The organism is Pseudomonas sp. PGPPP4 (genome assembly GCF_002256045.1).
Classification (GTDB): domain Bacteria; phylum Pseudomonadota; class Gammaproteobacteria; order Pseudomonadales; family Pseudomonadaceae; genus Chryseomonas; species Chryseomonas oryzihabitans.
This window is the reverse complement of record NZ_NKID01000003.1, coordinates 292528-314186: the sequence shown is the minus strand read 5'-3', so window position 1 is coordinate 314186 and position 21659 is coordinate 292528. Positions and strand designations below refer to the sequence as shown.

The 21659-nt window shown below is 50.0% G+C and carries 17 protein-coding genes; 13 read left to right on the top strand and 4 right to left on the bottom strand.

What is annotated here, in order from left to right:
• Positions 1 to 3 precede the first annotated feature (3 nt).
• The 12 genes from CFE50_RS07175 (at position 4) to CFE50_RS07120 (ending at position 17098) form a co-directional block, all read left to right on the top strand.
• Positions 4 to 1380: a phenylacetate--CoA ligase family protein gene (locus CFE50_RS07175; RefSeq protein WP_286732267.1), complete on the top strand. Its 1377-nt coding sequence runs from the start codon at positions 4 to 6 to the stop codon at positions 1378 to 1380.
• Positions 1377 to 2942, top strand: coding sequence for a polysaccharide deacetylase family protein (locus CFE50_RS07170; RefSeq protein ID WP_286732266.1), 1566 nt, complete (start codon positions 1377 to 1379; stop codon positions 2940 to 2942). Before CFE50_RS07175 ends, CFE50_RS07170 begins: the two co-directional genes overlap by 4 nt.
• Positions 2939 to 4069: a non-hydrolyzing UDP-N-acetylglucosamine 2-epimerase gene (gene wecB, locus CFE50_RS07165; RefSeq protein WP_286732265.1), complete on the top strand. Its 1131-nt coding sequence runs from the start codon at positions 2939 to 2941 to the stop codon at positions 4067 to 4069. The genes CFE50_RS07170 and wecB overlap by 4 nt, the downstream gene beginning before the upstream one ends.
• Entirely contained in the window at positions 4062 to 5279 is a 1218-nt protein-coding gene (locus CFE50_RS07160; RefSeq protein ID WP_286732264.1) for a glycosyltransferase, read from the top strand. The genes wecB and CFE50_RS07160 overlap by 8 nt, the downstream gene beginning before the upstream one ends.
• Positions 5280 to 5379: 100 nt before the next feature.
• Positions 5380 to 6357, top strand: coding sequence for a glycosyltransferase (locus CFE50_RS07155; RefSeq protein WP_286732262.1), 978 nt, complete (start codon positions 5380 to 5382; stop codon positions 6355 to 6357).
• 81 nt (positions 6358 to 6438) lie between these two features.
• On the top strand, positions 6439 to 7629 hold the full coding sequence (locus tag CFE50_RS07150) for a glycosyltransferase (RefSeq protein WP_286732260.1): 1191 nt from the start codon (positions 6439 to 6441) through the stop codon (positions 7627 to 7629).
• Between the two features lies 1 nt (position 7630).
• The gene (locus CFE50_RS07145; RefSeq protein WP_286732258.1) at positions 7631 to 9556 is read left to right on the top strand and encodes a glycosyltransferase; all 1926 of its coding nucleotides are present in this window, start codon (positions 7631 to 7633) and stop codon (positions 9554 to 9556) included.
• Complete coding sequence (locus CFE50_RS07140) at positions 9553 to 13392, top strand: glycosyltransferase (RefSeq protein ID WP_286732257.1); 3840 nt, start codon at positions 9553 to 9555, stop codon at positions 13390 to 13392. Before CFE50_RS07145 ends, CFE50_RS07140 begins: the two co-directional genes overlap by 4 nt.
• The gene (locus tag CFE50_RS07135) at positions 13392 to 14435 is read left to right on the top strand and encodes a glycosyltransferase (RefSeq protein WP_286732255.1); all 1044 of its coding nucleotides are present in this window, start codon (positions 13392 to 13394) and stop codon (positions 14433 to 14435) included. Before CFE50_RS07140 ends, CFE50_RS07135 begins: the two co-directional genes overlap by 1 nt.
• Before the next feature lie 16 nt (positions 14436 to 14451).
• Positions 14452 to 15417, top strand: coding sequence for a glycosyltransferase family protein (locus CFE50_RS07130; protein ID WP_286732253.1), 966 nt, complete (start codon positions 14452 to 14454; stop codon positions 15415 to 15417).
• Positions 15417 to 16049, top strand: a complete 633-nt coding sequence (locus CFE50_RS07125; protein WP_286732251.1) for a histidine phosphatase family protein — start codon at positions 15417 to 15419, stop codon at positions 16047 to 16049. Before CFE50_RS07130 ends, CFE50_RS07125 begins: the two co-directional genes overlap by 1 nt.
• Entirely contained in the window at positions 16046 to 17098 is a 1053-nt protein-coding gene (locus CFE50_RS07120) for a glycosyltransferase family protein (protein WP_286732248.1), read from the top strand. Before CFE50_RS07125 ends, CFE50_RS07120 begins: the two co-directional genes overlap by 4 nt.
• 74 nt (positions 17099 to 17172) lie before the next feature.
• Here the strand turns inward: CFE50_RS07120 and CFE50_RS07115 are convergent, their stop codons facing one another.
• From CFE50_RS07115 to CFE50_RS07100, 4 genes are all read right to left on the bottom strand, one after another.
• Positions 17173 to 17622 carry an Lrp/AsnC family transcriptional regulator gene (locus CFE50_RS07115; protein ID WP_286732246.1) on the bottom strand — a complete coding sequence of 150 codons (450 nt, stop codon included), beginning with the start codon at positions 17620 to 17622 and terminating at the stop codon, positions 17173 to 17175.
• A gap of 61 nt (positions 17623 to 17683) precedes the next feature.
• Positions 17684 to 19015: a 2-oxoadipate dioxygenase/decarboxylase HglS gene (gene hglS, locus CFE50_RS07110; protein WP_286732244.1), complete on the bottom strand. Its 1332-nt coding sequence runs from the start codon at positions 19013 to 19015 to the stop codon at positions 17684 to 17686.
• Between the two features lie 108 nt (positions 19016 to 19123).
• Entirely contained in the window at positions 19124 to 19372 is a 249-nt protein-coding gene (locus CFE50_RS07105) for a hypothetical protein (protein WP_074583220.1), read from the bottom strand.
• Positions 19373 to 19442: 70 nt separating this feature from the next.
• Positions 19443 to 19643, bottom strand: coding sequence for a hypothetical protein (locus CFE50_RS07100; protein WP_044341184.1), 201 nt, complete (start codon positions 19641 to 19643; stop codon positions 19443 to 19445).
• Between the two features lie 198 nt (positions 19644 to 19841).
• Between CFE50_RS07100 and CFE50_RS07095 the strand changes: the two genes are divergently transcribed.
• Positions 19842 to 21653: a sensor histidine kinase gene (locus CFE50_RS07095; protein ID WP_286732241.1), complete on the top strand. Its 1812-nt coding sequence runs from the start codon at positions 19842 to 19844 to the stop codon at positions 21651 to 21653.
• The last annotated feature ends 6 nt before the right edge of the window (positions 21654 to 21659 follow it).

The following is a 21659-nucleotide window of genomic DNA, read 5'->3' as shown; positions in this document are numbered from 1 at the left end:
CGCATGATAAGAGCCAGCCATCCCATTTTGAAGCTTAGTGAGTTTGTATTTGCCAGACAGCCTCTGCGACTATTGAAAGGGATGGTGAGTGCTCATATTGCCTATCCCATCGCCGAAAAGCATGAAGGGCGCCACATCACCCCAAAGCTTGATGAGCTGCGACGGCACTACGCGCTAAGTAGTGAAGAGCGCTTGAAGGTTTCCCAGCGGCGCCTGGTGGACATGCTCAACTTTGCAGGTACGCACGTCCCTTATTACAAAGACCTATTCAAGAAAACCAGCTTCGACCCTGACTCGGTCGATAGGGATGTAAACTATCTGGGGAAGCTACCCTATCTGGATAAGTCGATAATCCTGGAGCAAGGCGAACGCTTGCTATCCAAACCCCTGCAGGAAATCAAACACCACGCCTGCAAGACTGGCGGCTCCACTGGTCGCTCGGTGACTATCTTCTACGACCAAGAAAGCGCCGATTATTCGGCAGCCGTAACCCTCTACGCACGCGAGCGGATAGGAAAAGGCAAAAGCCAACCGGCACTGCATTTTGCCTGCCGCTTTCCAGACGCGGCAGAAAGTACTTGGCCAAACCGAGAGGACTTCAAGTGCTTCGCTATGAATCGCAGCAATATCTTCTTCGATCGCGTTGATGAAAAAGGGCTCGCGGAGATCTGGAAGACGCTGCAGCGACGGCGCCCTTATCTTATTCACGAGCATCCTTCCACTATTTACGCTCTGGCATGCTACATAGAATCGAGATTGGGGGACGCCAAGGCATTTGACGTTTTCGAATCCAGCGGCGAACTGCTGCAACCCTACATGAGAGAAAAGATCGAAAAAGTGCTGAATTGTCGAGTTATCGACCGCTATGGGCTAGCGGAGTTTGGCGTAACGGCATATCAGCTCGACGCTGAAAGAGAAGAGCTTCAACTATTCGATTCAGAAGTGTGGCCGGAAAGCAGACCTGGCGATGAAGGGTCAACCGAACTGGTATTGACCGGTCTTAGAAACAGACTGATGCCCTTGATCCGCTATGCAACGGGCGATTGTGGACGTCTCCAGCGTGGTCAGCAGGGTTTCCATTTGGATCAGCTCATTGGCCGTATACATGACATCGTACCGATCAACGGCGTCCCTTATCCAACCCATCACATCATGGATATGCTCGATCACCGCGTAGGCGGAATCGAAGAGTTCCAGATTGATGTAAGAGGACCGAGAGCTATCCTCCGCATAGTGCCTATGCCTCATTCACGCGTTGAAGACATCGAGTCTGGCGTCAGGCGATATTGGGGCGATGCATTCCACATAGAATTCGTGACGCACGATGGTTTCGTGAGAGTCGGGCGTCGGGCTAAATTTCGTCACGTGGTGAACGCATGATCAGTATTCTCGCAACCCATCATGATCGGCACGCGGCGACGCTGGTTACCGCAGCGTTCAAGCGCTCGCTCAGCCAATCGATGGTAAAGGTCATCAATCTGGCAGGGCTCGAGAATGCTGATTTCGTCGTTGCCATAAATCCTGACGATGACCATGGAAGTCAGCTGATCGAATGGCTGCGCTCTGCCGAGAAAAAGCTGATCATCTTCGGTCTCCTGCCGGAGAATCTACGCTGCTATCTGGACCTCGAGAAGGTTGAATGGCCTCAACCGACGTCCTGGTCCAGTAGCCCTGCAGCCGCCTCCGGCGCCGTCGCCCAAAGTAGCGCGGTGATCCGCTATCACGCGCACGCGGGCTTGCTTGGTGCGGGGGCCTGGGAGCGTCCACTGGAGCGCTTCGACTTCATGGACGAGTGGAACAACATGGGGTACGGAGCAGTGCGAGCTGATGGCTCGATCTGGTCCCTGGCAACACCACTCCTCGGGCAGGATTCGAATCGCCTGGCCTCGGTGAGCAACGAGGCAGGCATCATCTCGAGCTATGTGACGCTTCATGAGTATCCTGCAGCCTCAGCGCTCTGGGTCAACCGATCGGCGGGACTTATCGACTCATTCGAATGGCGGCTGATCGAAAACTTCATCAGCAGGTGGCGCGGCGAAGAACTACCTTGCCTTCCGGTCATATCCGAGATTCCCTACGGCTATGACGCTGTCGTCACCATGCGGCTTGATTGTGACGAAGACATCTCCTCCGCCCGCCCGCTATGGGAGGCCTACCAGGAGATGGGTGTGCCTCTTTCCCTGGCAATCCATTCCAGGGTTCTCGAGTCCACCGAACAACAGGATTTTCTCAGGGAATTTGCTGATGCGGGCGAGGCAGTACTGTGCCACACCGCTACCCACGCGCCAAACTGGGGCGGGAGCTATGCAGCCGCAAGAGAAGAGGCGCTGATGTCCAGACAGCGAATCCTTGAAACGACAGGCGTCAGAGTTCGCTATGCCGTCTCCCCCTTCCATCATTCGCCTCCTTACGCCCTAGCCGCTCTGAGCGATGTCGGTTATGAGGGCTGTATCGGCGGAATCATCTGCAACGACCCCGATTTCCTGCTAGCAAGAGCAGGAGAGCTCGCTGACCTACCGGCCGGCTTCGTAGGCCACAGTCAGCAATGCATGCTGCACGGCGACTGCATGCTCAGCGAGGGCGATCCATTGGCTATCTATAAGGCAGCATTCGACCAGGCACGCGAAACCAGGACTCTATTTGGGTTCCTGGATCACCCTTTTTCGCCACGATATCAGTATGGCTGGCCAGACGAGGAGACTCGTGTACAGCGCCATCAAGAATTGATCGCGCACATACGGAAAAGTGCCTTTTCCCCCCTCTTCTGGGACGAATGTAGAGCATTGGACTTCATTCAGGCCAAATCGAAGCTACAGATTTTAAGTACCCAGGAGGGTTTTAAGCTCTCTAGTGATAGTCATATTGGCGAAATAGGCAATAAATTTGCCCTAGAATACAAGGGGAAAATACTTGCATTCGCCTTAGGGGAAATACTGAATTGAAAACTCTTGTTGTTGTGGGAACACGACCTGAAGCGATCAAAATGGCTCCAGTGATTGAGGAGCTAAAAAAATTTAGTGACACCTACGTTTGTTCAACTGGGCAACATAAGGAAATGTTGTCCCAAGTCTTGAGTATTTTTTCGATAAATCCAGATATATCCTTGGATACAATGAGCCCAGGTCGCTCCTTAAACATTTTAGCAGCACGCCAGTTGAGTGCACTGGATAGCGTTTTCGAAAAATACCAACCGGATTGGGTTTTGGTACAGGGCGATACAACCACAGCGTTCTGCGCCTGTTTAGCTGCCTTTCAACGCGGAATTAAAGTTGGACATGTAGAAGCAGGTCTTCGAACAGGGGACCTGAACAGCCCTTTCCCCGAAGAAGCAAACAGACAGCTAATTAGTAAGATAGCTACCTTGCATTTCGCTCCCACCCAATCTGCGGCGAGTGCACTAACGGCTGAAGGTATTCCAGCGAAGAACATCCATGTCACAGGTAATACTGTAGTCGACGCAGTCAACAGCATATTTTCAAGCCATTGTAGTAGTGCCCCCAAGCAGCTCAAGAGTTACTTACCAAACCTAGATAAGTCATCGCCCCCCATAATCTTAGTCACGTGCCACAGGAGAGAAAATTTCGGCGCCACTCTGGAGAATATATGCATAATGTTAAGGAAGCTAGCATCTATTTATACTGATTATACATGGATAATGCCTGTGCATATGAATCCCAATGTTAAATCTCCCGTGCACTCAATTTTAGGAGATATACCAAATTTCAAGTTAATTGATCCGTTAGACTATGCGAGCAATTTATATCTTATAAGCCGGGCAAGCTTAATAGTAAGCGATTCAGGAGGAATTCAGGAGGAAGCCCCTACATTTGGCACGCCCGTGGTTGTCATGAGAGAACATACGGAGCGCATGGAAGGCGTTACTGCTGGCTTTGCGACCCTGGCCGGACAGTCGCCTAGCTCAATTGAAAGAGCAATACACTTGTGGCTTAAAGACCCTACTGCAAGAATGAGGTTAGCCTCCCTCCCCAATCCATATGGTGACGGACTTGCCTCCAAAAGAATAGCTTCAATCCTTAGCGATACGCCAATGGAGCCATTCGATGACTAAGGACATGAATGTTATTATAGATAGTTGCATTTTGTTTGCGACAGCCGACTGGGACGAGCCATACTGGACAAACAAGCAACATTGCGCTAGCTCCCTTGCCGATTTGGGTGTCAAAGTTCTTTACATAGAAAGCGTAGGCCTGAGATCTCCTCAAGGAAAAAGCTTGCGTGACTGGCAACGACTTAAACAAAGACTTTTTAGTGGATTAAGGTCTCTTTTCCTGGGAGCTATAGAGCGCAAGCCCGGCATTTATGTGATTTCGCCTCTAGTTGTTCCTGCCGGCTACAGATTTTTATTGACTCGAACTATCAATAAATTTCTTTTGCTAAAAACGATCAAACAAGCATCAAAAAAGCTTGGTCTAAACAATTCCATTATTTGGACATATCACCCATTCATGCTCGACGTGCCTAAAGAAATTAGTCACAGGGGGATACTGTACCATTGCGTCGATGACGTGGCCTCCGTACCCGGAGTCGATAATGCAAGTTACAAATCTGAAGAAAAAAAATTATTGGCTACAGCCGATATTGTTTTTACTACGGCACCTGCCTTAGCTGATTACTGCGAAATATATAATAAAGAAACACACTATCTTCCAAATGTTGTAGATGCGGACCATTTTGGTGGCATTGCAAGTCAGCACTCAACTCCTAAAGATATAAGTGCCATTCCCGAGCCCCGCATAATCTATCATGGTGTCCTCTCAGACTTTAAAATAAATTTTGAACTGCTTTTATCCGCAATAAAACTTAGACCGCAATGGAATTGGATATTTATAGGTGAAGAACGTGAGGGACAGAAAAGCAAATATATAACAGAGATGAGAAATTACAAAAATACTCACCTTCTAGGTTACCGTAAATATGAAGATATACCTAAATACTTAGCCGCAAGCCAAGTCGGAATACTTCCTTCATTGATCAATGACTATACGTACTCGATGTTCCCGATGAAGTATTTCGAGTATATTGCGTCAGGCATACCTGTAGCATCGACCCCTTTAAATGCGCTACAGAATAGTCAGGTTGAAGTTGCATTCGGCAACAATGCCGAGGAATTTTGTCAAGCGATAGAAAAACAGCTTCAAAGAGGCAAGTTAGACAATGCTGAAACGACAAGGATAATAGGCCATAATACTTGGAGAGCACGAACAAAAAAAATGTTAAGTGAGTTCATACGCTGTACCAGCAACAAAAAAGGCTCTTGAAGTCATCACAAAATTCATTAAAGCGTATCGGAATAACTATTCTCCTCACATGAAAGGCTATAAAGCCTCATAATTGTTAAGGAGTCCTAGGAGGCGTCAGGTGAAAGTTCTTTTTTCGACTTACCCCATGGCCTTTCATACACCAGGCGGTGGTGAAGTCCAGCTATTAGCGTATCAGAAGCACCTACCTAGACATGGGGTTAACGTATCACTCCTAGACATGTGGAAACCTGAATTTCTCAACTACGATGTAGTACATTTCTTTTCTTGTATAAGCGGGTCCGTACATTTTTGCAACTTCATAAAAAACCTGAGAATTCCACTAGTAATTTCCTCTAGCCTTTGGATAACGGAAAAGACCAAACATCTATATCCAATAGAAGAAATTCGCGCGCAGCTAAGCCTCGCTGACCAAATCATAACGAACTCAAGAATAGAGTCTCGCACTCTATCTGACGTTCTGGATCTGCCTTTAGAAAAATTCTCCACTGTATATAATGGGATCGACTCATTTTTCTTCGAAAAAGCCTCCCCGAACTTATTTAAAGAACAATATAATATATCAAATAGATTTGTATTAAACGTTGGGAATCTTGAGCCTCGAAAAAACCAACTATCTCTAGTTCGGGCGATGCGAAATTTTCCGAATGTAAAACTAGTTCTCATCGGACATAAACGCGACGCGAGTTATGCCGAGCAGGTATTGAAAGAAGGCGGAGACCAAGTGGTATATTTAGGTCCAATGCCACATAATCAAATGCTTTTGTCTTGCTATGCTGCCTGTGATCTATTTTGTCTCCCGAGCACCCTTGAAACCCCTGGACTTGCTGCTTTAGAAGCTTCAGCACAAGGCGCACCGCTTCTACTAACATCCGAAGGATCATGCGAAGAGTATTTTGGAGATCGTGCTAGTTATGTATCGCCAGACTCTCTTGGCGAGCTGCGGGACGCGATAGATAGATCAATTAGTAAAGCTGACGAGCGAACTGAGAGCTTATCGTCAAACTTTGCAAGCGAAAGTTTTTCTTGGCTATCCACCACTAAAGAACTACAGCGCATTTACAAGGCACTGGTCTGACAAAAGACATAACGAGAAACTCGGACGCGTCATATGACATTACCTTCTTGCATTGCAATTGATACTCGACCTAGTGTCTTGATGGTGACTCACGTTTTGCCCTATCCGCCCGCCGCCGGCAATGAGATTCGCATTTATAAAATGCTTAAATGGTTCAGCATGCGAGGTTATAAGATAACGTTAATCTTAAAGCCCCTTGACGACTTAGAAGTTTCCAACGATTGCATTTTAGGCTTGTATGACTTAGTTGAAGATCTACATATATTTGACAATAGAGCGGTTGTGCCTCCCAGTCATAGAATTAGCATTTCAGGTGATCATCTAATAGATACCGACTTCGAGGATCCACAGTTATCAAAAATCCTGGATAGCTTTTGTCCACCATGGTTTGTCAACGAAGTCGCATCGATAATTTCCAACATCAAACCGGATGTCGTAATAGCACAATACGTATTTATGAGCAGAATTCTAATGCTTCCTGAATGCACCAATGCTTTACGAATAGTCGACGCACATGATCTCTTTTGCCGTAAACAAGCAACAGTAGAGCAGTACGGTATAAAAAATTATGGACTCAGCTTAACTGAAGAACAGGAACGCCGCCTGTTATTGAGAGCAAACGTTATACTTGCCATTCAAAAAGCTGAGCAGCTAGAAATAGCTAAGTTTTTACCCGAACGAAAAATACTGCTTGTTAGCTTCGACCTGGACATCCATGTTACGAATCATGCTTTCGCTAGAAATGGCCATGTCCTTATCGTCGCTTCTGGTAACGAGTTTAACGTAAGAGGTACCCAAGACTTTCTCGACTATACATGGCCACTGGTTAGACAACAGCATAGCGCCGCTCGCTTGACAGTAATTGGGAAAGTATGCCGAGAGGTACAATGCGATGACCCAACTGTTTCGCTTCTTGGATTTGTAGAAAGTTTAGAAGCTGAGTACGAAAAAGCCGCTGTGGTAGTCAACCCTTGTCGAGTAGGAACAGGCCTAAAAATAAAGACAATTGAAGCGTTGGCTTGGGGCAAGGCGCACGTTGCCTGGCCATCTGCAGCAGATGGTTTAAGGGAGATTGATGATATCCCTGCTATCATTGCTGAAAATGCTGTAGATTTTGCAGACAAAATTGTTTCGGTACTTAAAAGTGATCAGGTACGTGCCGATCTTCAAGTTAAAGCACACGACTTTATAAAAAAGCATTTCAATGCCGAGTATGTGTATAAAGCTCTAACTAATGAAATTGAGAGCTATTCAAAGGCTGACGGAGTCTAAATTGAGCAGAATAGAAATAATTCTACTACCAAGTACCTCTAAAAATTCAAAATATAATTTGAGCTTTTTGCCAAAGCAGACCAGCTGTATAACAGCCTTTGTATCGGAAGATGTAAAGGCAGCCCACATAAAAAACGCTCAAATCCAAGAGATAAGTTTTTCTAACATAAAGGACTTTTACTATAGACTCAATAGCAAGCTACACTCTATTATCGAAGAAGACATATCTGTACTGTTTGTCCAGCCAGAATATAACTTTGATGACGAAGCGCTTACTAATCTTGAAGCAGCGTTGAGGTCTGATTCATTGTATGGTTTTTCGCTTCCCCGTACCAATGTTGGCGGCTCGGCCTCTATACCTGGTGCGCATGCGGAAGTTTTAAATAAAAGCACGGAAGTGATAAATACCTTTCTAGAGCATTTACCAGAAACCTATAGCAACGGTATAGTTATATCAGCACCTGTTCTAGTGAAGGCGCGTGTACTCTATAACTTTGGCAGACTAGAAGGTAAGAGGCTTGATCTAGCGGATGCATTGGCGCGGCTCTATATACGAGCTAACCGTCGTGGTTATAGCACAGTCACTTGCAATCGTGCTCTGTTTGAAATCACTAACATTTCAGAGCATAGCCGGTCTCAAACGCCACCCGAAATAAATAAGGCTTCAGACTATTATCGTGCAATAGACCGGCTAGCATACCTTCCAGAGCGGCGGGCAGAGTCTCTACTGTGGCATCAAACGAAGAATAAAATTCGGCGCCGGGTATTGTTTGATATTCGCAACCTCGCCCCGGGTTATAACGGTACTGCACAACACATTATTTCTCTAATTCCTTACTTGTGTAAAATTTGTGCGCAAGCAAAAATCGCCCCCTATTTTTGGGCGCTCGAAAACTCAGCAGAATTTCATAAATTAGACGAAATCATTGATGGAGAAGTAATTTACAAAATACCAGCTGACGATAGTTTTGACTGTAGTGTTAGGCTTTCACAGCCATGGAGCTTCAGCGAAATACGTGATCTGGCACTCCACTCAATGGTTAATATCTATCTAGTCATGGATGCCATCGCTTGGGACTGCCACTATATTCGGATGCCCCACATTGATGGCGTTTGGCGAAATATGGCTGCCCACTCAGATGGCTTTATATATAATAGTGAATTTACAAAACGCGCTTTCGAACAGCGTTTTCCTCAAGCGCGAAACAAAAACTCCACAGTATCTTATTGCTCGCTTCGCCCCCAAGAATATTACGTGCCTGAAAAGCCAAATGCCAAAAGTGTCAAATCAACGCCCCCTTACGTATTGGTTGTAGGAAATCAATACTACCACAAAGGTCTATACGATGTTGTCGGAATGCTCTCGGCAAGTTTTCCGGAAATTCAATTTAAGGTTTTAGGAGAAATTAAAACCACCTATATCAATGTTGAGCAATTTGCGTCAGGCATGATCGCCAATGAGGATATAGACACCTTGTTCCGTGATTCCGCATGCCTAGTTTTCCCTTCACACTATGAGGGATTTGGGCTGCCCATACTAAAAGCATTATCTTTTGGAAAGCCGGTCATTGCGCGCGATAGCTCCCTACTTGATGAAATCCGCAAGCATGTCAGCCCAATAAAAAACATCATCCCTTTCAGATTGAAAACCGAACTTTTACGCGCAGTTCAAGAAATTATTTTACGCATAGATCACTGGACTGAACAAAATCATCAGCCACTCGAACCAGTTGTAAACAAGGGATGGGAGTCTGCAGCACAGCAGATAATTGACTTGATAGAAAAAACAATTCCGTCGGCGAGCTTAGAACGCTGTTTAGCGCGTCTTGAATTTTTTTATCAAATTAACCAATTTGATATAGAGCGTCTAGGTTGGTCTAACGCCGACCAGAACAAAATTATCTTCGAAGTCGAGTTTGAAGAATGAAGTTAGTTACCCTTTTTGTTCGCTATGGCGACCGCGATTATTATGGTGCTTTCAAGCGGCTTAGCGATTTATATAACCACTTAGGCATAAGTAATTATGATGCACTAATCATCGACACTGCACTTCCAAAAACAGTACACGTGAAGATCGGAAAAAACATTTCTTTGATTGGCGGCGACAATACAAGGAGGGAGTTTAGCGGTTGGAATTCTGCGCTGGAAAAGCTATCTGAAAGCTTAGAAGATTACGACGTCGTCAACATAGTCACTTCCGCATTCGAGAATGACTATAACGGTTTCTACTCTAAAATAGGAAAAGATTATTTTTCCTATGCTGCAGATCATCCAGAGCTAGTTTTATCTCACATCGATGCGTACCCCGATGCCGTTAGGTTGTTTGGTAGAAGCTTTCAAACATGGGGCTGCTCCAAGTTTCTTATCTGCTCTCCGAAGCGTATTCGGCGGCTGGATTCATTCGTCGCCAGCTTTAGCGTTGATGACTTTTTTGCATCATCACCCGAATCCCCATTTAAAATAGACGCCCCGCTATCCAATAACTATAAAAGGCATTTAAAAAACTGGCTTACGGGCGATGGCCTACCACATGGCCAGTGGCATTCAGTATTCGAGTTATCAGAAACAAGCCTGGAAAAATTTCAAGCGAAAGCCATGTCTATTATAGATGAGCACACCCTCTCTATAAGGCTCCGTGAAACTGGAAGCAAGTTAGTCGACTACACATGGTTACACGCTCATGGCTTAGATTTGGCACCCCCCAATATTCCTGACGAAGTAACTCAAGTTCTAGAAAGAAATATTTTCCTATTTGGAAATGGAATCATAACCCCAGCAGTTGACTTGAAAGACTACGCCAGTAATAAAGATTTTGATTCTTTTTTTCAAAGCAACAACGCACCGCCGTTTTCCAACAGAAGCATAATCAAGCCTTTGTGGCTTGGAAATCGCGACTTACAGCAATATCTAGTAGTGGATAACCCAGTACACTGTGCTGCTATCCACTTGAATCAGGATATTCCAATCGCCCCAAAAGAGCTCAAATGGCTTTCCGAAACTGATCAAACTACTCCTCAAGACTGCGCTCTTCCTATTACACGTGGCCTTCACGCGGCGTATCTATCGCGTGATGATCTACGTGCTTCTTTCGATCTGTCCTCTCCTGCAGGACGGCGATCGCTGATCCGCTGGTGGATCGAAGATGGTCGTTTTGATACGCGCTATGAAACGTTTATCGAAGACAGCGTTTACTCGATTATCGACTGGACTATTCCACAGGATACACCGCTACCCATTACCATTGGTCTAAGATGCCTTTTGGATGCGAAAGAAGATCTGCGCGAAGCTATCGATTTGTCTACAGCTCGTGGACGAAATATGCTTATCCAATGGTGGATCAGAGAAGGTATGAAGTCGCCAGAATATGGCGTTTTCATGCCAAAAAGCTCGTATACGGAGCTCTCCACTGATGTAAGTCAAGATACTCCGCTACCTATTACTCGGGGGCTGCATGCTCTCTTATTTGCCAAAGAAGATCTCCAACAGCAAATTGATCTTTCAACCTGCAACGGCAGGAAGGATCTAGTCACTTGGTGGATTTCTTCTGGAATGCGCGATCCAGAGATTAGTCCCTTCATTGAAGAGGACTGCTATTCCAAGGTCTCTTCCCAGGTAAGCCAAGATGTTGGCTTACCCATTACGTCAGGTTTACTTGCTCTACATGCCAGCAGAGAAGACCTTTCCTCTCTAGACATGAATTCCTATTCCGGGCGGGCCCAACTCATATCTTGGTGGATTGATATCGGTCGATTTGACCCGCAGTATCGGCAGTTCATGCGGGAAGAAATCTATCTAGAGAGCGATCCAAGTCTAATTCAAGATGCAAGCTTACCTATTACCCGCGGCATGCGATCGTTCTTGATATCCCGAAGAGATCTCCATGATAGCTTTGACCTAAAGACTCAAGAAGACCGTCAATCTTTCGTGAATTGGTGGGTGTATCACGCACTAGCTCGACCCGATCTCCGGCATTTCATTCATCCTGATGCGTATGAAAAACCGGCACCTGGGATTCCGCAGGATGTTTATCTACCTATAACTTGTGGGCTGTTTTCCCTCTTTAACTCTCGCCCTGATCTAGCTGATTTTGACATTGAAACACTAGCAGGACGAAAGTCATTAATTAACTGGTGGCTTAAATTTGGTGCACTGGATCAGGCCACCGCCTGGCTGGTACCGGAACACGTATATAGTGAGCCTGTGCCAGGAATTCCCCAGGATGCAGGAATGCCTATCAACAGAGCCATGTGTGCCTTTTATATAGCGGACCATAATTCCGAGCCCGACGGTAACTTTAAATTTTCGACGCTAGAAAAAAGAAAGTCTTTAGTCAAATGGTGGTGTAGAAAGTTTCTTAGCCGAACCTTAAGGTTACCATTTACGCTTACCAGAGAAATGGTAATCTCCTCTATTGACGGTGAACAAGGTGACATAGATTCAGTCCGCCCACTTGCGTTAGAGGCTTGGCATATCCGTGAGGATTTACAGCGGGCGTTCGACATAAGCAACTCAGATGGGCGAATAGCGCTAAATAACTGGTTGCACGATTTTGGGCTGCGTGAGATGGGTTATACGCAAAAAGATTCCATTCCCTCTTTAAAGGATAAGACATACGAAGCTCCGTTCTGCGGAAGCTACAAGAGCAACGGCGTGAATCTCATTGGCTTCGGAAGAGGCGAGTTAGGGATAGGCGAAGATGTTCGTATGGCTGCACTTTCGCTGTCTAAAGCAGACGTTGATTATTGTGTACCCTCTATTCCCCTTCGCATCGGGGCCCGTCAGTGCGACCTGACACTTCAACACTACGAAACTGAGCTCCCCATCTACAATACGAATCTCATATTTCTTCCGCACTACGAGACGGTCCGCCTACTGGGTGCAGCTGGGAAAAAAATATTAGGGAATCGATATAACATAGGATGCTGGCAATGGGAGCTGCCTCGCTATCCCAAAGGCTTGGAGCTTGCCGTCGACGTTGTAGATGAAGTTTGGTCGAGCACGAAATTCATAGCTGACGCAGTACGAAGCTCAACTAACAAGCCAGTATATGTAATGCCTATGGCTGTTGCAATCCCTGATGTTTATAGCGTTTACGAATATCACGAGTTCGCCTTGCCCAACAATCAGGAATTCAAATTCCTAAATGTTTTGGATGGCAACTCAAGTATTGCCCGCAAAAATCCTCTAGCTGTAGCAAAAGCATTTCAAATCGCTTTCCCGAAAAAAGTCAATGGTATTCGTCTAATATTCAAGGCCATGAATATCACCTCTACCGATGACGAATGGCTTGGAGTGTTAAAAATTGCCGAAGCAGATTCGAGGATCACAATTATTTCAGAAGCTTTCCCTCGAGAAAAGCTAATCGCACTGCACGCCTTGGCTGACTGCTTCATTTCATTGCATAGGGCCGAGGGTTTCGGTCGAAATATTGCCGAAGCCATGCTGCTTGGTAAAACTGTTATTACATCAAATTATTCAGGCAATACTGATTTTACCAACTCTTCGACTGCCTTGTTAGTGGAAGGCAGCATCGTTCCTGTCCGCAAGGATCAGTATAGCTTTGCGGACGGTCAGCACTGGTTTGAAGCAGATATAGAATCAGCAGCTACCATGATGCGTATTTGCTATGAAGATGCTATTCGTAGAAATGAAATAGCTCGTAACGGCCAAGAGTTCATTCAAAATAATTACTCACCAGAAGCGGTGAGCCATCGCTATTACGAAAGATTGAAGTCGCTAGAACTATTTAACGGAGTTGGCTAATGAGAGTTTTTATCGCAGCTCCAGATATTTGGCAAGGTGATGCTGTCGGCAATCACTGTTTCGGCCTGATGCGTATGGCTAGGCGCATAGGACTGGAAGCCAGCTTATATGCTCAGCGCTTTTCCAATGGCGTTTTTCCAATTGAAAAGCTTTTTGAAGAAATCACGGAACATGACCTGCTGATACTAAGTTACTCCATATATGATCCGATCCTAGAACGATTTCTAGCTTTACGCTGCCGGAAATGGTGCTATTTCCATGGCGTTACGCCAGCGAGGCTTCTGCAGGATTTCGAGCCTATAACTGCCGACCTATGCAATCGTTCGGTTGATCAATTCAAAGACCTACGACATTTTGATATAGTGATAGCCAATTCAGAATTTACAGCAAGCTCACTCTTATCTCATATGCGCGTGGACCAAATACAAATTATCCCACCTGTATGCATAGATATGCCTTTTTTTTGTAGCAAAAAAGTTTTCACTGCGCTTTTTTCAAGCGAGAAACAAAAAAAACTGCTACTTCTAGGTCGTGTAGTACCACACAAATGTGTCGAGGATGCTATCGATATACTTTTAAACGTTAGAGCGGCCGGCATAGACGCTCAGCTAACTATCATTGGAAGCACCCCAAATAAAACATACCATGAGCACTTGAAAAAGAAAGCTTATTCTAATGACATTGCTTCTTTTGTGGTTATGACCGGAACTCTGGACGATGAGCAACTCTATGCCCATTTCAGTAGCGCTGATTTATTCTTATCGGTGAGCCGACATGAAGGTTTTTGTGTACCGGTACTTGAGGCCATGCACCTAGGAATACCTACACTGGTTCGGTCTGGAACTGCAGCAAGCGAATTAGGCAGCGACTCAGTTTTTCATTTTTCAAACATTAGGGAAGCAAGTGAGTCTACGATCTCCTTGTTAACAAACCCGAATCATGCAGCTGCCTTAAGCAAAGCGGGCCAACGACGCTCTGCAGAAATTCTTGAACGCGCCAATGATGACGTATGGCGAAATCTATTTGCTATAAACAAACACTAATAATCACGAGGTTTACGTGTCAGAGCTGCGTGTACTGATAACCACTTACCATCAGGCTTTTCTTGTTCGTGGCGGTGGTGAATATGAGATTTTCTCAATTGCTGACAGCCTAAAGCAAAGAGGAATTATTGCAGATATTTATGGCCCATACTCTCGATCTATAGACAATTATGATGTTGTATTGCATTTCTCTGTTCATGGTGGAGGACTTGAATTGCTTAGAGAAATTCATTCAGCAGGAAAGCCGATTGCCTTATGGCCAAATTTATGGCTCAGAGACAAGTCTACTGTGCCCATAAACTTGCTTAACGAGCATTTAGATCTATCAGATTTAGTTATTTTCAAATCAGAGGCGGAGCAGTCGCATTTTAGCGGGCTATTTACGCCGCCAGCAGAAAAGATTCGTCGGGTGACCGCTGCTGCGGATCCTATTTATACACGGCAGGCTCCTAAAGGTTTATTCAAGAGTCTGTATGACTTGGATGAGTATGCGATTTGGTTCGGGGTCATAGAGCCAAATAAAAACCAGCTAGCTGCTATCCGTGTCCTGCGCGAAAAAAATATCCCCATAGTGCTCGTTGGTCGTAGCCGTGATGAAGCCTATTTTCGTAAATGTAGAGAGGCTGCAGGCGGGAACGCACTTTTCATAGCAGGACTACCGCAGAAATCTGAGATAGTAAGATCCGCACTACAAGAAGCGCTGTTCTATATTGAGGTAGCACATGAGCCCCCAGGTCTCTCTGCAATCGAAGCAGGTCTGTCAGGTTGTCGTCTACTATTGAGTGATTCGGACTGGTCACGTGAGCACTTTGGTGATCTCGCCATATATGCGGATCCTACTAGTGACTCAGAAATTTCGCGTGCTGTGGATGAGGTACGATCTCTGTCCCTGGACAAAGAAACGCTAGTCAATAAGATGAGAAAGTTCTGCTTACCAAACTCTATAGACCCTTTAATCGATATGCTTAGGCACATTAAATAATGATTTTTTTCCTGTTTCGCCATGGAAGCTCTTTGGCTAACGAGGCCGATCTGGTTACGGGCACGCCGATAGACGAGCTGAGCGCATCGGGCCTATTACAGGCACAGCGCATGCGTAGCTGGATCTTGGATTCGGGAATTCAAGCTGATCGGTACTATGTCAGCCATTGGCGGCGCGCGCGCCAAACGGCAGAAGCTCTATTCAAAGACGTATGCTGGCAGGAGGATAAGCGGCTAGGCGAAACAGATGCTGGCGAGGTAGCAAATTGGTCAAGGAAGGATTTTCTAAAGGCTCAACCAGAATTCGGTACAGATCCGAACCTATGCTATCCGAAGGGAGAATCCCATCACGCTTTGAATAAGCGAGTTCTGCGCTGGCTTGGAGAGCAATTGGAAGATCCATGCGATGCTGTGGCCGTCACAGCACACTCTGGACCTATCTCATGTTTAATTCAGCATGTCACATCCATTAATATGGACTATTTTCCTACTTATTTACCAGCTCATTGCAGTCTTTCCGTACTTGATATCGATCCAAAAAGGGCAAGCCAAGGAAGGCTACTTGGGTTCTCGATAGGCCCTGTAGAAAACCTTCCATTTTTCTTTAAAACACCAGATAAAATTATTAAATGATCAAGATTCTAGCTTTGCAACGTGAATCGCATGTTGCCCCAGGCGTACCCTCACTTTCTGTCGCCGCTAGAATAACGGAAGTTCTTGAGTATTTAGAATCTATCGGACAAGTTAGCTTTACGTCAATTTCTGAGAGTGATGATTGCGCTACAGCTGGCGTAAATTGGTCAGATGTATTGATTTTGAGCAAACATAGTTCTTCTGCAGCTGTGAAGTTAGTCAGGAACGCCAAAAAGCGTGGCGTGTTGGTAGTTTACGACATTGATGATTGGATATTTTCCTTTCCTACTTATAGCGGTGCTCAAGCAAATTGCAAAAGCCTGGATTTAATCCATGAGCTTATTGAATTATCAGATATAGTAACAGTTGCAAACTTAAAATTGCAGCAGAAGCTGATAGAGCTAATCCCCACAACCATATTAGTTCCTAATGGGATGTGGATAGAAAAATATGTAACACTGGAACAGCCTGGCGGGCTGGAAGCTTTTCCACCTCGCGTGGTATTCACAAACGCTGATTTCCTAAAAATGCAGACCTCAAAGGATATGCTTTTAGCAGCGTTGCAGGTTTTTTTCTTACGTAATCCGCACTACATTTTAGATTTTTATGGAGATCCCTTTCCTGAAATATTCTCGCTGCCTTTTTTGCACTTTACCAATCGCATGCCTTACGCCGAATATATGCGTGCCCTGATCTCAGGACGCTACCAATTCGCAATTACTCCACTTGGAGGCAGAGAAGATCAAGACGCACAGGAATTCAACTCCTGCAAAAACCCGTTCAAATATTTAAACTATGGCGCCGCTAAAGTCCCTGGCATTTATTCAGAAGCAAATATATATCTTGAAAGCATTACTCACGAAGAGACAGGCTTGCTAACAGATAACAGTTTTTCTTCTTGGATTGGCGCTCTTCAAAGAATGGCTAGTGATCAGGATTTGCGGCAAAGGATACGTCGGAATGCGGCGGAGGACATTAATGAGAATCATCACATAAAGAAAAGCGCGAACACCTTATTAGACGCAATAAAAGCCAGGCTCTCCTGTTAGATTTGGTATGAAATCTGTGTTTCGGTACGACTATTTTAAATTCATAAAGCTTAATCAACACATATAATGTAGATTTAGCGATTACGACTACGATTTATTTTTCTACTCAAGATGATCGACGTCTGGGTCTGCTTGACCCCGTCGAGGTTGCCGATGCGGTCGAGCAGTTCGTCGAGCTTTTCGTGGGTGGTGCAGCGCAGGAAGGCCAGGTAGTCGAACTGGCCGCTGACCGAGGAGACTTCCTCCACCTCGACCATCTTTTCCAGGGCGCGGATGACGCCGGCGGTGCTGCGCGGCAGGACGCTGATGGCGCAGTAGGCGCGCACGGCGGCCTGTTCCAGTTCGGAGCCCAGGCGCAGGCCGTAGCCCTGGATGATGCCGTCGCGCTCCAGGCGCGCCAGACGGGTGACCACGGTGGTGCGCGCCAGGCCCAGTTGGCGGGCCAGGGTGGCGTTGGAGGCGCGGGCGTTCTGTTGCAGCAGGTGGATGAGCTGCCAGTCGGTCGGATCGAGTTTGGTGAACATCGTGGCTGCCTGCCTGGGGCGGGCGTCGGGGTCGGGGGCCGCCGACGCGGGAGCCGACATTCTAGGCGGGGCGGCCGAGGGCAGCCAGGGCGGCGTCCAGGGAGTCCTGCTGCTGGCGCTCGTACAGCGCCATCTCGTCGAGCACCGGCGCGCCCAGGGCGGCTTCGAAGGCCGCGCGATTGCCGCCGCTCTGGTATTCCTGCTGGCTGCCGGCACCCAGGTTGGACTGGAAGATGCCCGCGGCGCTGACCGGCAGGAAGTCCTCATAGGTGATGGGATCGGCGAGGAGCTGGCCGGCGGCGATCAGGGCCTCGGGATCGCGGGTTTCGCTAGCCGCCTGGCTGCCGGGCGCAGCACGATAGCGGAACCAGGCCAGACCCTGACGGCGCAGCTCGTCCCAGTTGTCGGGCAGCGCCTGGAACACCTGGGCCAATACCGTTGCATAGTCACTGCCGGCCGCCTTGCTGCGCTGGCGGACCTCTTGCAGCAACTCGTCGTAGCGCTGGCGACCGGCCGGCGTGAGGGCGATGCCGCGCTGTTCGATTTCACCAAAGCGCGCCGTATGCGAGCCCTGGACCTCGCCCTGGAACAGGATGGGCTCTTCCAGGGCCTTGAAGCTGGTCTGGCGCAGCAGGATGGGGCACTGGCGGCGGGGCGGGCCCTCGATGGTTTCCTTGGGCGCGATGCCGCGCGCGGGCATCTGCGCCTGGACGGCATCGATGTCGAGGGTGCGCGGGGTCAGGTGGTTGATGTGCGGCCCCTTGAAGCAGACCACGTCGGCGATCAGTCGGTGGGCAGCGTGCAGGCGCTGGTAGAGGCTGGCGTCGACATTGGCCTCGCGGTGCCAGCGAAAGGTCTCCAGGGCTTCCTGGACGAAGGCATCGGCCTCGGCGTCCGTCAGCCCGCTCTGGGCTTCGGCGCGCTCGATCAGCTCCAGCGCGCCCGGGGTGAAGATACGGCGCGCGTTCAGCACCCCTTCGGCCAGCTGGCGCAACTCGGCGTCTTCGATCAGCTCCAGGCGCAGCAGCGAGGTGAAGATGCGAAACGGATTGACCTGCAGGGCGGCCGGCTCCACCGGGCGGAAAGCGGTGGAATGCACCGGCACCCCGGCCACGCTCAGATCGTAGTAGCCTACCGGCTGCATACCCATCACGGCGAACAGACGGCGCAGGGTGGCCAGCTCGGCGGCCGTGCCGACGCGAATGGCGCCATGGCGCTCCAGATCCAGGCGCTCCGCGGAATCTCCGGCGAAGCCCGGTTGTCCGGCGTTCACCTCGGCGACCAGCTCCAGCAGGGTGCCGTACTGGGGCACCTCCTGGCGGTACATCGCCGACATGGCCTGGGAAAAGCGGGTGCGGATCAGATCCGGGGAAAGCAGCGACGCGGCGGTCATGAGAGCGGCTCCTGGCTCAGGCTAGAAGCCGATTTCGACATGCCCGCACGGGCTGCTCAAGCGATCTTTGCTCATTGGATCATTCCCCGGGGGAATGGGCGGGATGCCTCAGTGATCCTTGTGCTGAGTCTTGGGCTTCTTCACGTGATCGGTGCCGGTATCGCTGCCCGAACCGCTGCTGGAGCCGTTGTCGGCCGCACCGACGCCGGTGCTGGGCGCCTTTTCCATACCATGGGTGCTGGTGGGATCGGGGCGCGCGGGAGTGGCCGGGGGATTGGTCGGGCTGGTCTGGGCCAGGGCGGCGCCGGACAGGCTGAGGCCCAGGATCAGGGCAGAGAGCAGGGAAGAGGTACGCATGGGAGGACTCCTCTGGACGGATGCACTCCCCTTTAGGCACCTCCCCCGCGGGGAGGTGCCGCGCCGCGGATCAGCTGCCGCTGGTGCTGGCCTTGTGGACCTTCTTGTGCGCCACCTTCTTGTGGTGGGTGGTGGTCTGCTTGCCGGTCTTGGCCGGGCTGCTGCTCGTCGCGGCAGGCGGCGTTGCCGGATCGGCGGGCGCCGTCTGGGCGAAGGCGGCGGAGGTGGCCAGCAGGCCGGCGAGGGTCAGGCAGAGGGTGGTGCTTTTCATGGAAGTCACTCCTTCGGTGGCTGATTGCAGCCCCAGTTAGCCGCCTTTCGCCCGGCAAAACCGTGTCCCCTTCCACAGCCAGGGCCATTGGTAACAAGATATTTCAATCGACTGCCAAGGCGTTAACAGTCTGGCAACCCCTTCGTCAGGGGCCCGGCTTGGGCATAATGCCGAGACGCCCCCTTACCGTAGCCGCGTATGCCCAAGAGTCCTCATCTCCCCAAGCGCCCCCGCTGGAGCAGCCTGCTGCTGGCCCTGGGTCTGACGCTGCTGCTGATTCCGCTGCGCTATGCGGCCCAGCACTATTACGAGGCGCAACTGGCCGAGCAGAACGGCCAGACCCTGGACCTCTATGTCGCCAACCTGCTGGGCACCCTGAGACGCTACGAGGTGCTGCCGGATCTGCTGGGCGATCTGCCGGTGCTGCGCCATGCCCTGGAAGGCCAGCGAGACGGCAGCGCCCAGGACGCCGCCAGCCAGATGCTGGAAGACATCCGCCAGCGCACCGGGGCGGATGTCATCTACCTGATGCAGGACGACGGCACCTGCCTGGCCAGCTCCAACTATCGCCAGGCGGACAGCTTCGTCGGTCGCGATTTCTCCTTCCGGCCCTACTACAAGGCGGCCATGCAGGGCCAGCCGGGGCGCTTCTTCGGCTTGGGCACCACCTCCAGCAAGCGCGGCTACTATTTCGCCGCCGCCGTGCGTGACGGCGCGCGCGCCATCGGCGTGGTGGTGGTCAAGGTCGATCTGGACAGTGCGGAAAGGCTCTGGGGCAATGCGCCCGAGCAGTTGCTGGTGACCGATGACCTGGGCGTGGTCATCCTCACCTCACATGACGCCTGGCGCTTTCGCGCCACCCATCCGCTGGACGAGCGCCAGCGCGAGCAGGTCAACGCCAACCGGCCCTACCCCACCACCAATCCGGCGCCCCTGACCCTGGTGCCCGGCGACTGGCTGACCCAGACCCGCAATCTTGACGAAGTGGGCTGGAACGCGCAGATCCTGGCGCCGCGGGAGATGGTCGAGCGGCAGGTGCGCAGCGCCCTCTATGTCGGCGCGGCCACCCTGCTGGCGCTGCTCCTGCTGCTGGTGGTCATGACCCTGAGACGGCGCCACTTCATCGAGCGCCTGGCGCTGGATGCCCGGGCCAAGCGCGACCTGGAGCTGAACGTGGAGGAGCGCACCCGCGACCTGCAGACGCTCAACGCGCGGCTGCAGCAGGAGGTGCACGATCGCGAGCAGGCCCAGCGCGAACTCATGCGCGCCCAGGACGAAGCCGTGCAGGCCGGCAAGCTGTCGGCGCTGGGGACCATGTCGGCCAGCATCAGTCACGAACTCAACCAGCCGCTGGCGGCCATCCGCAGCTACACGGAAAACGCCGTGGTGCTGCTCGACCACGATCGGCTGGACGATGCCCGCGGCAATCTCAAGCTGATCGGTGAGCTGACCACGCGGATGGCCAACATCATCGCCCACCTCAAGGCCTATGCCCGCGGTGCCCGCCGCGCGCCGGAGAGCGTGGTGCTGCAGGGCGCCCTGGAAGACGCCCTGGCGCTGGTCGCCGCCCGGCGCCGGGCCATGCAGGTGGAGCTGATCCGCGACCTGCCCGATGCGCCGCTGTGGGTGCAGGCCGGCGAGACCCGCCTGCGGCAGATCATCAGCAACCTGCTGAGCAATGCCCTCGACGCCCTGGCGGAAAAGACCAGCACCCGCCGGCTGTGGCTGACCACCAGCCTCGACGAGCGCGGTGTGACCCTGATCCTGAGGGACAACGGCCCGGGCTTTTCCAGCGAAGCCCTGGCCCGCGCCCACGAACCCTTCTTCACCACCAAGGCCACCGCCCAGGGTCTCGGCCTGGGTCTGGCGATCTGCGATAACCTGTTGCGGACCCTCGGCGGTCACCTGCACCTGTCCAATCATCTCGACGGTGGCGCCGAGGTGCGCCTCTATCTGCTGCACGGCAAACCCGGGGTCGCGTCGGTACCCCAGGAAGAAGTCCGCGGTTGACCGTGC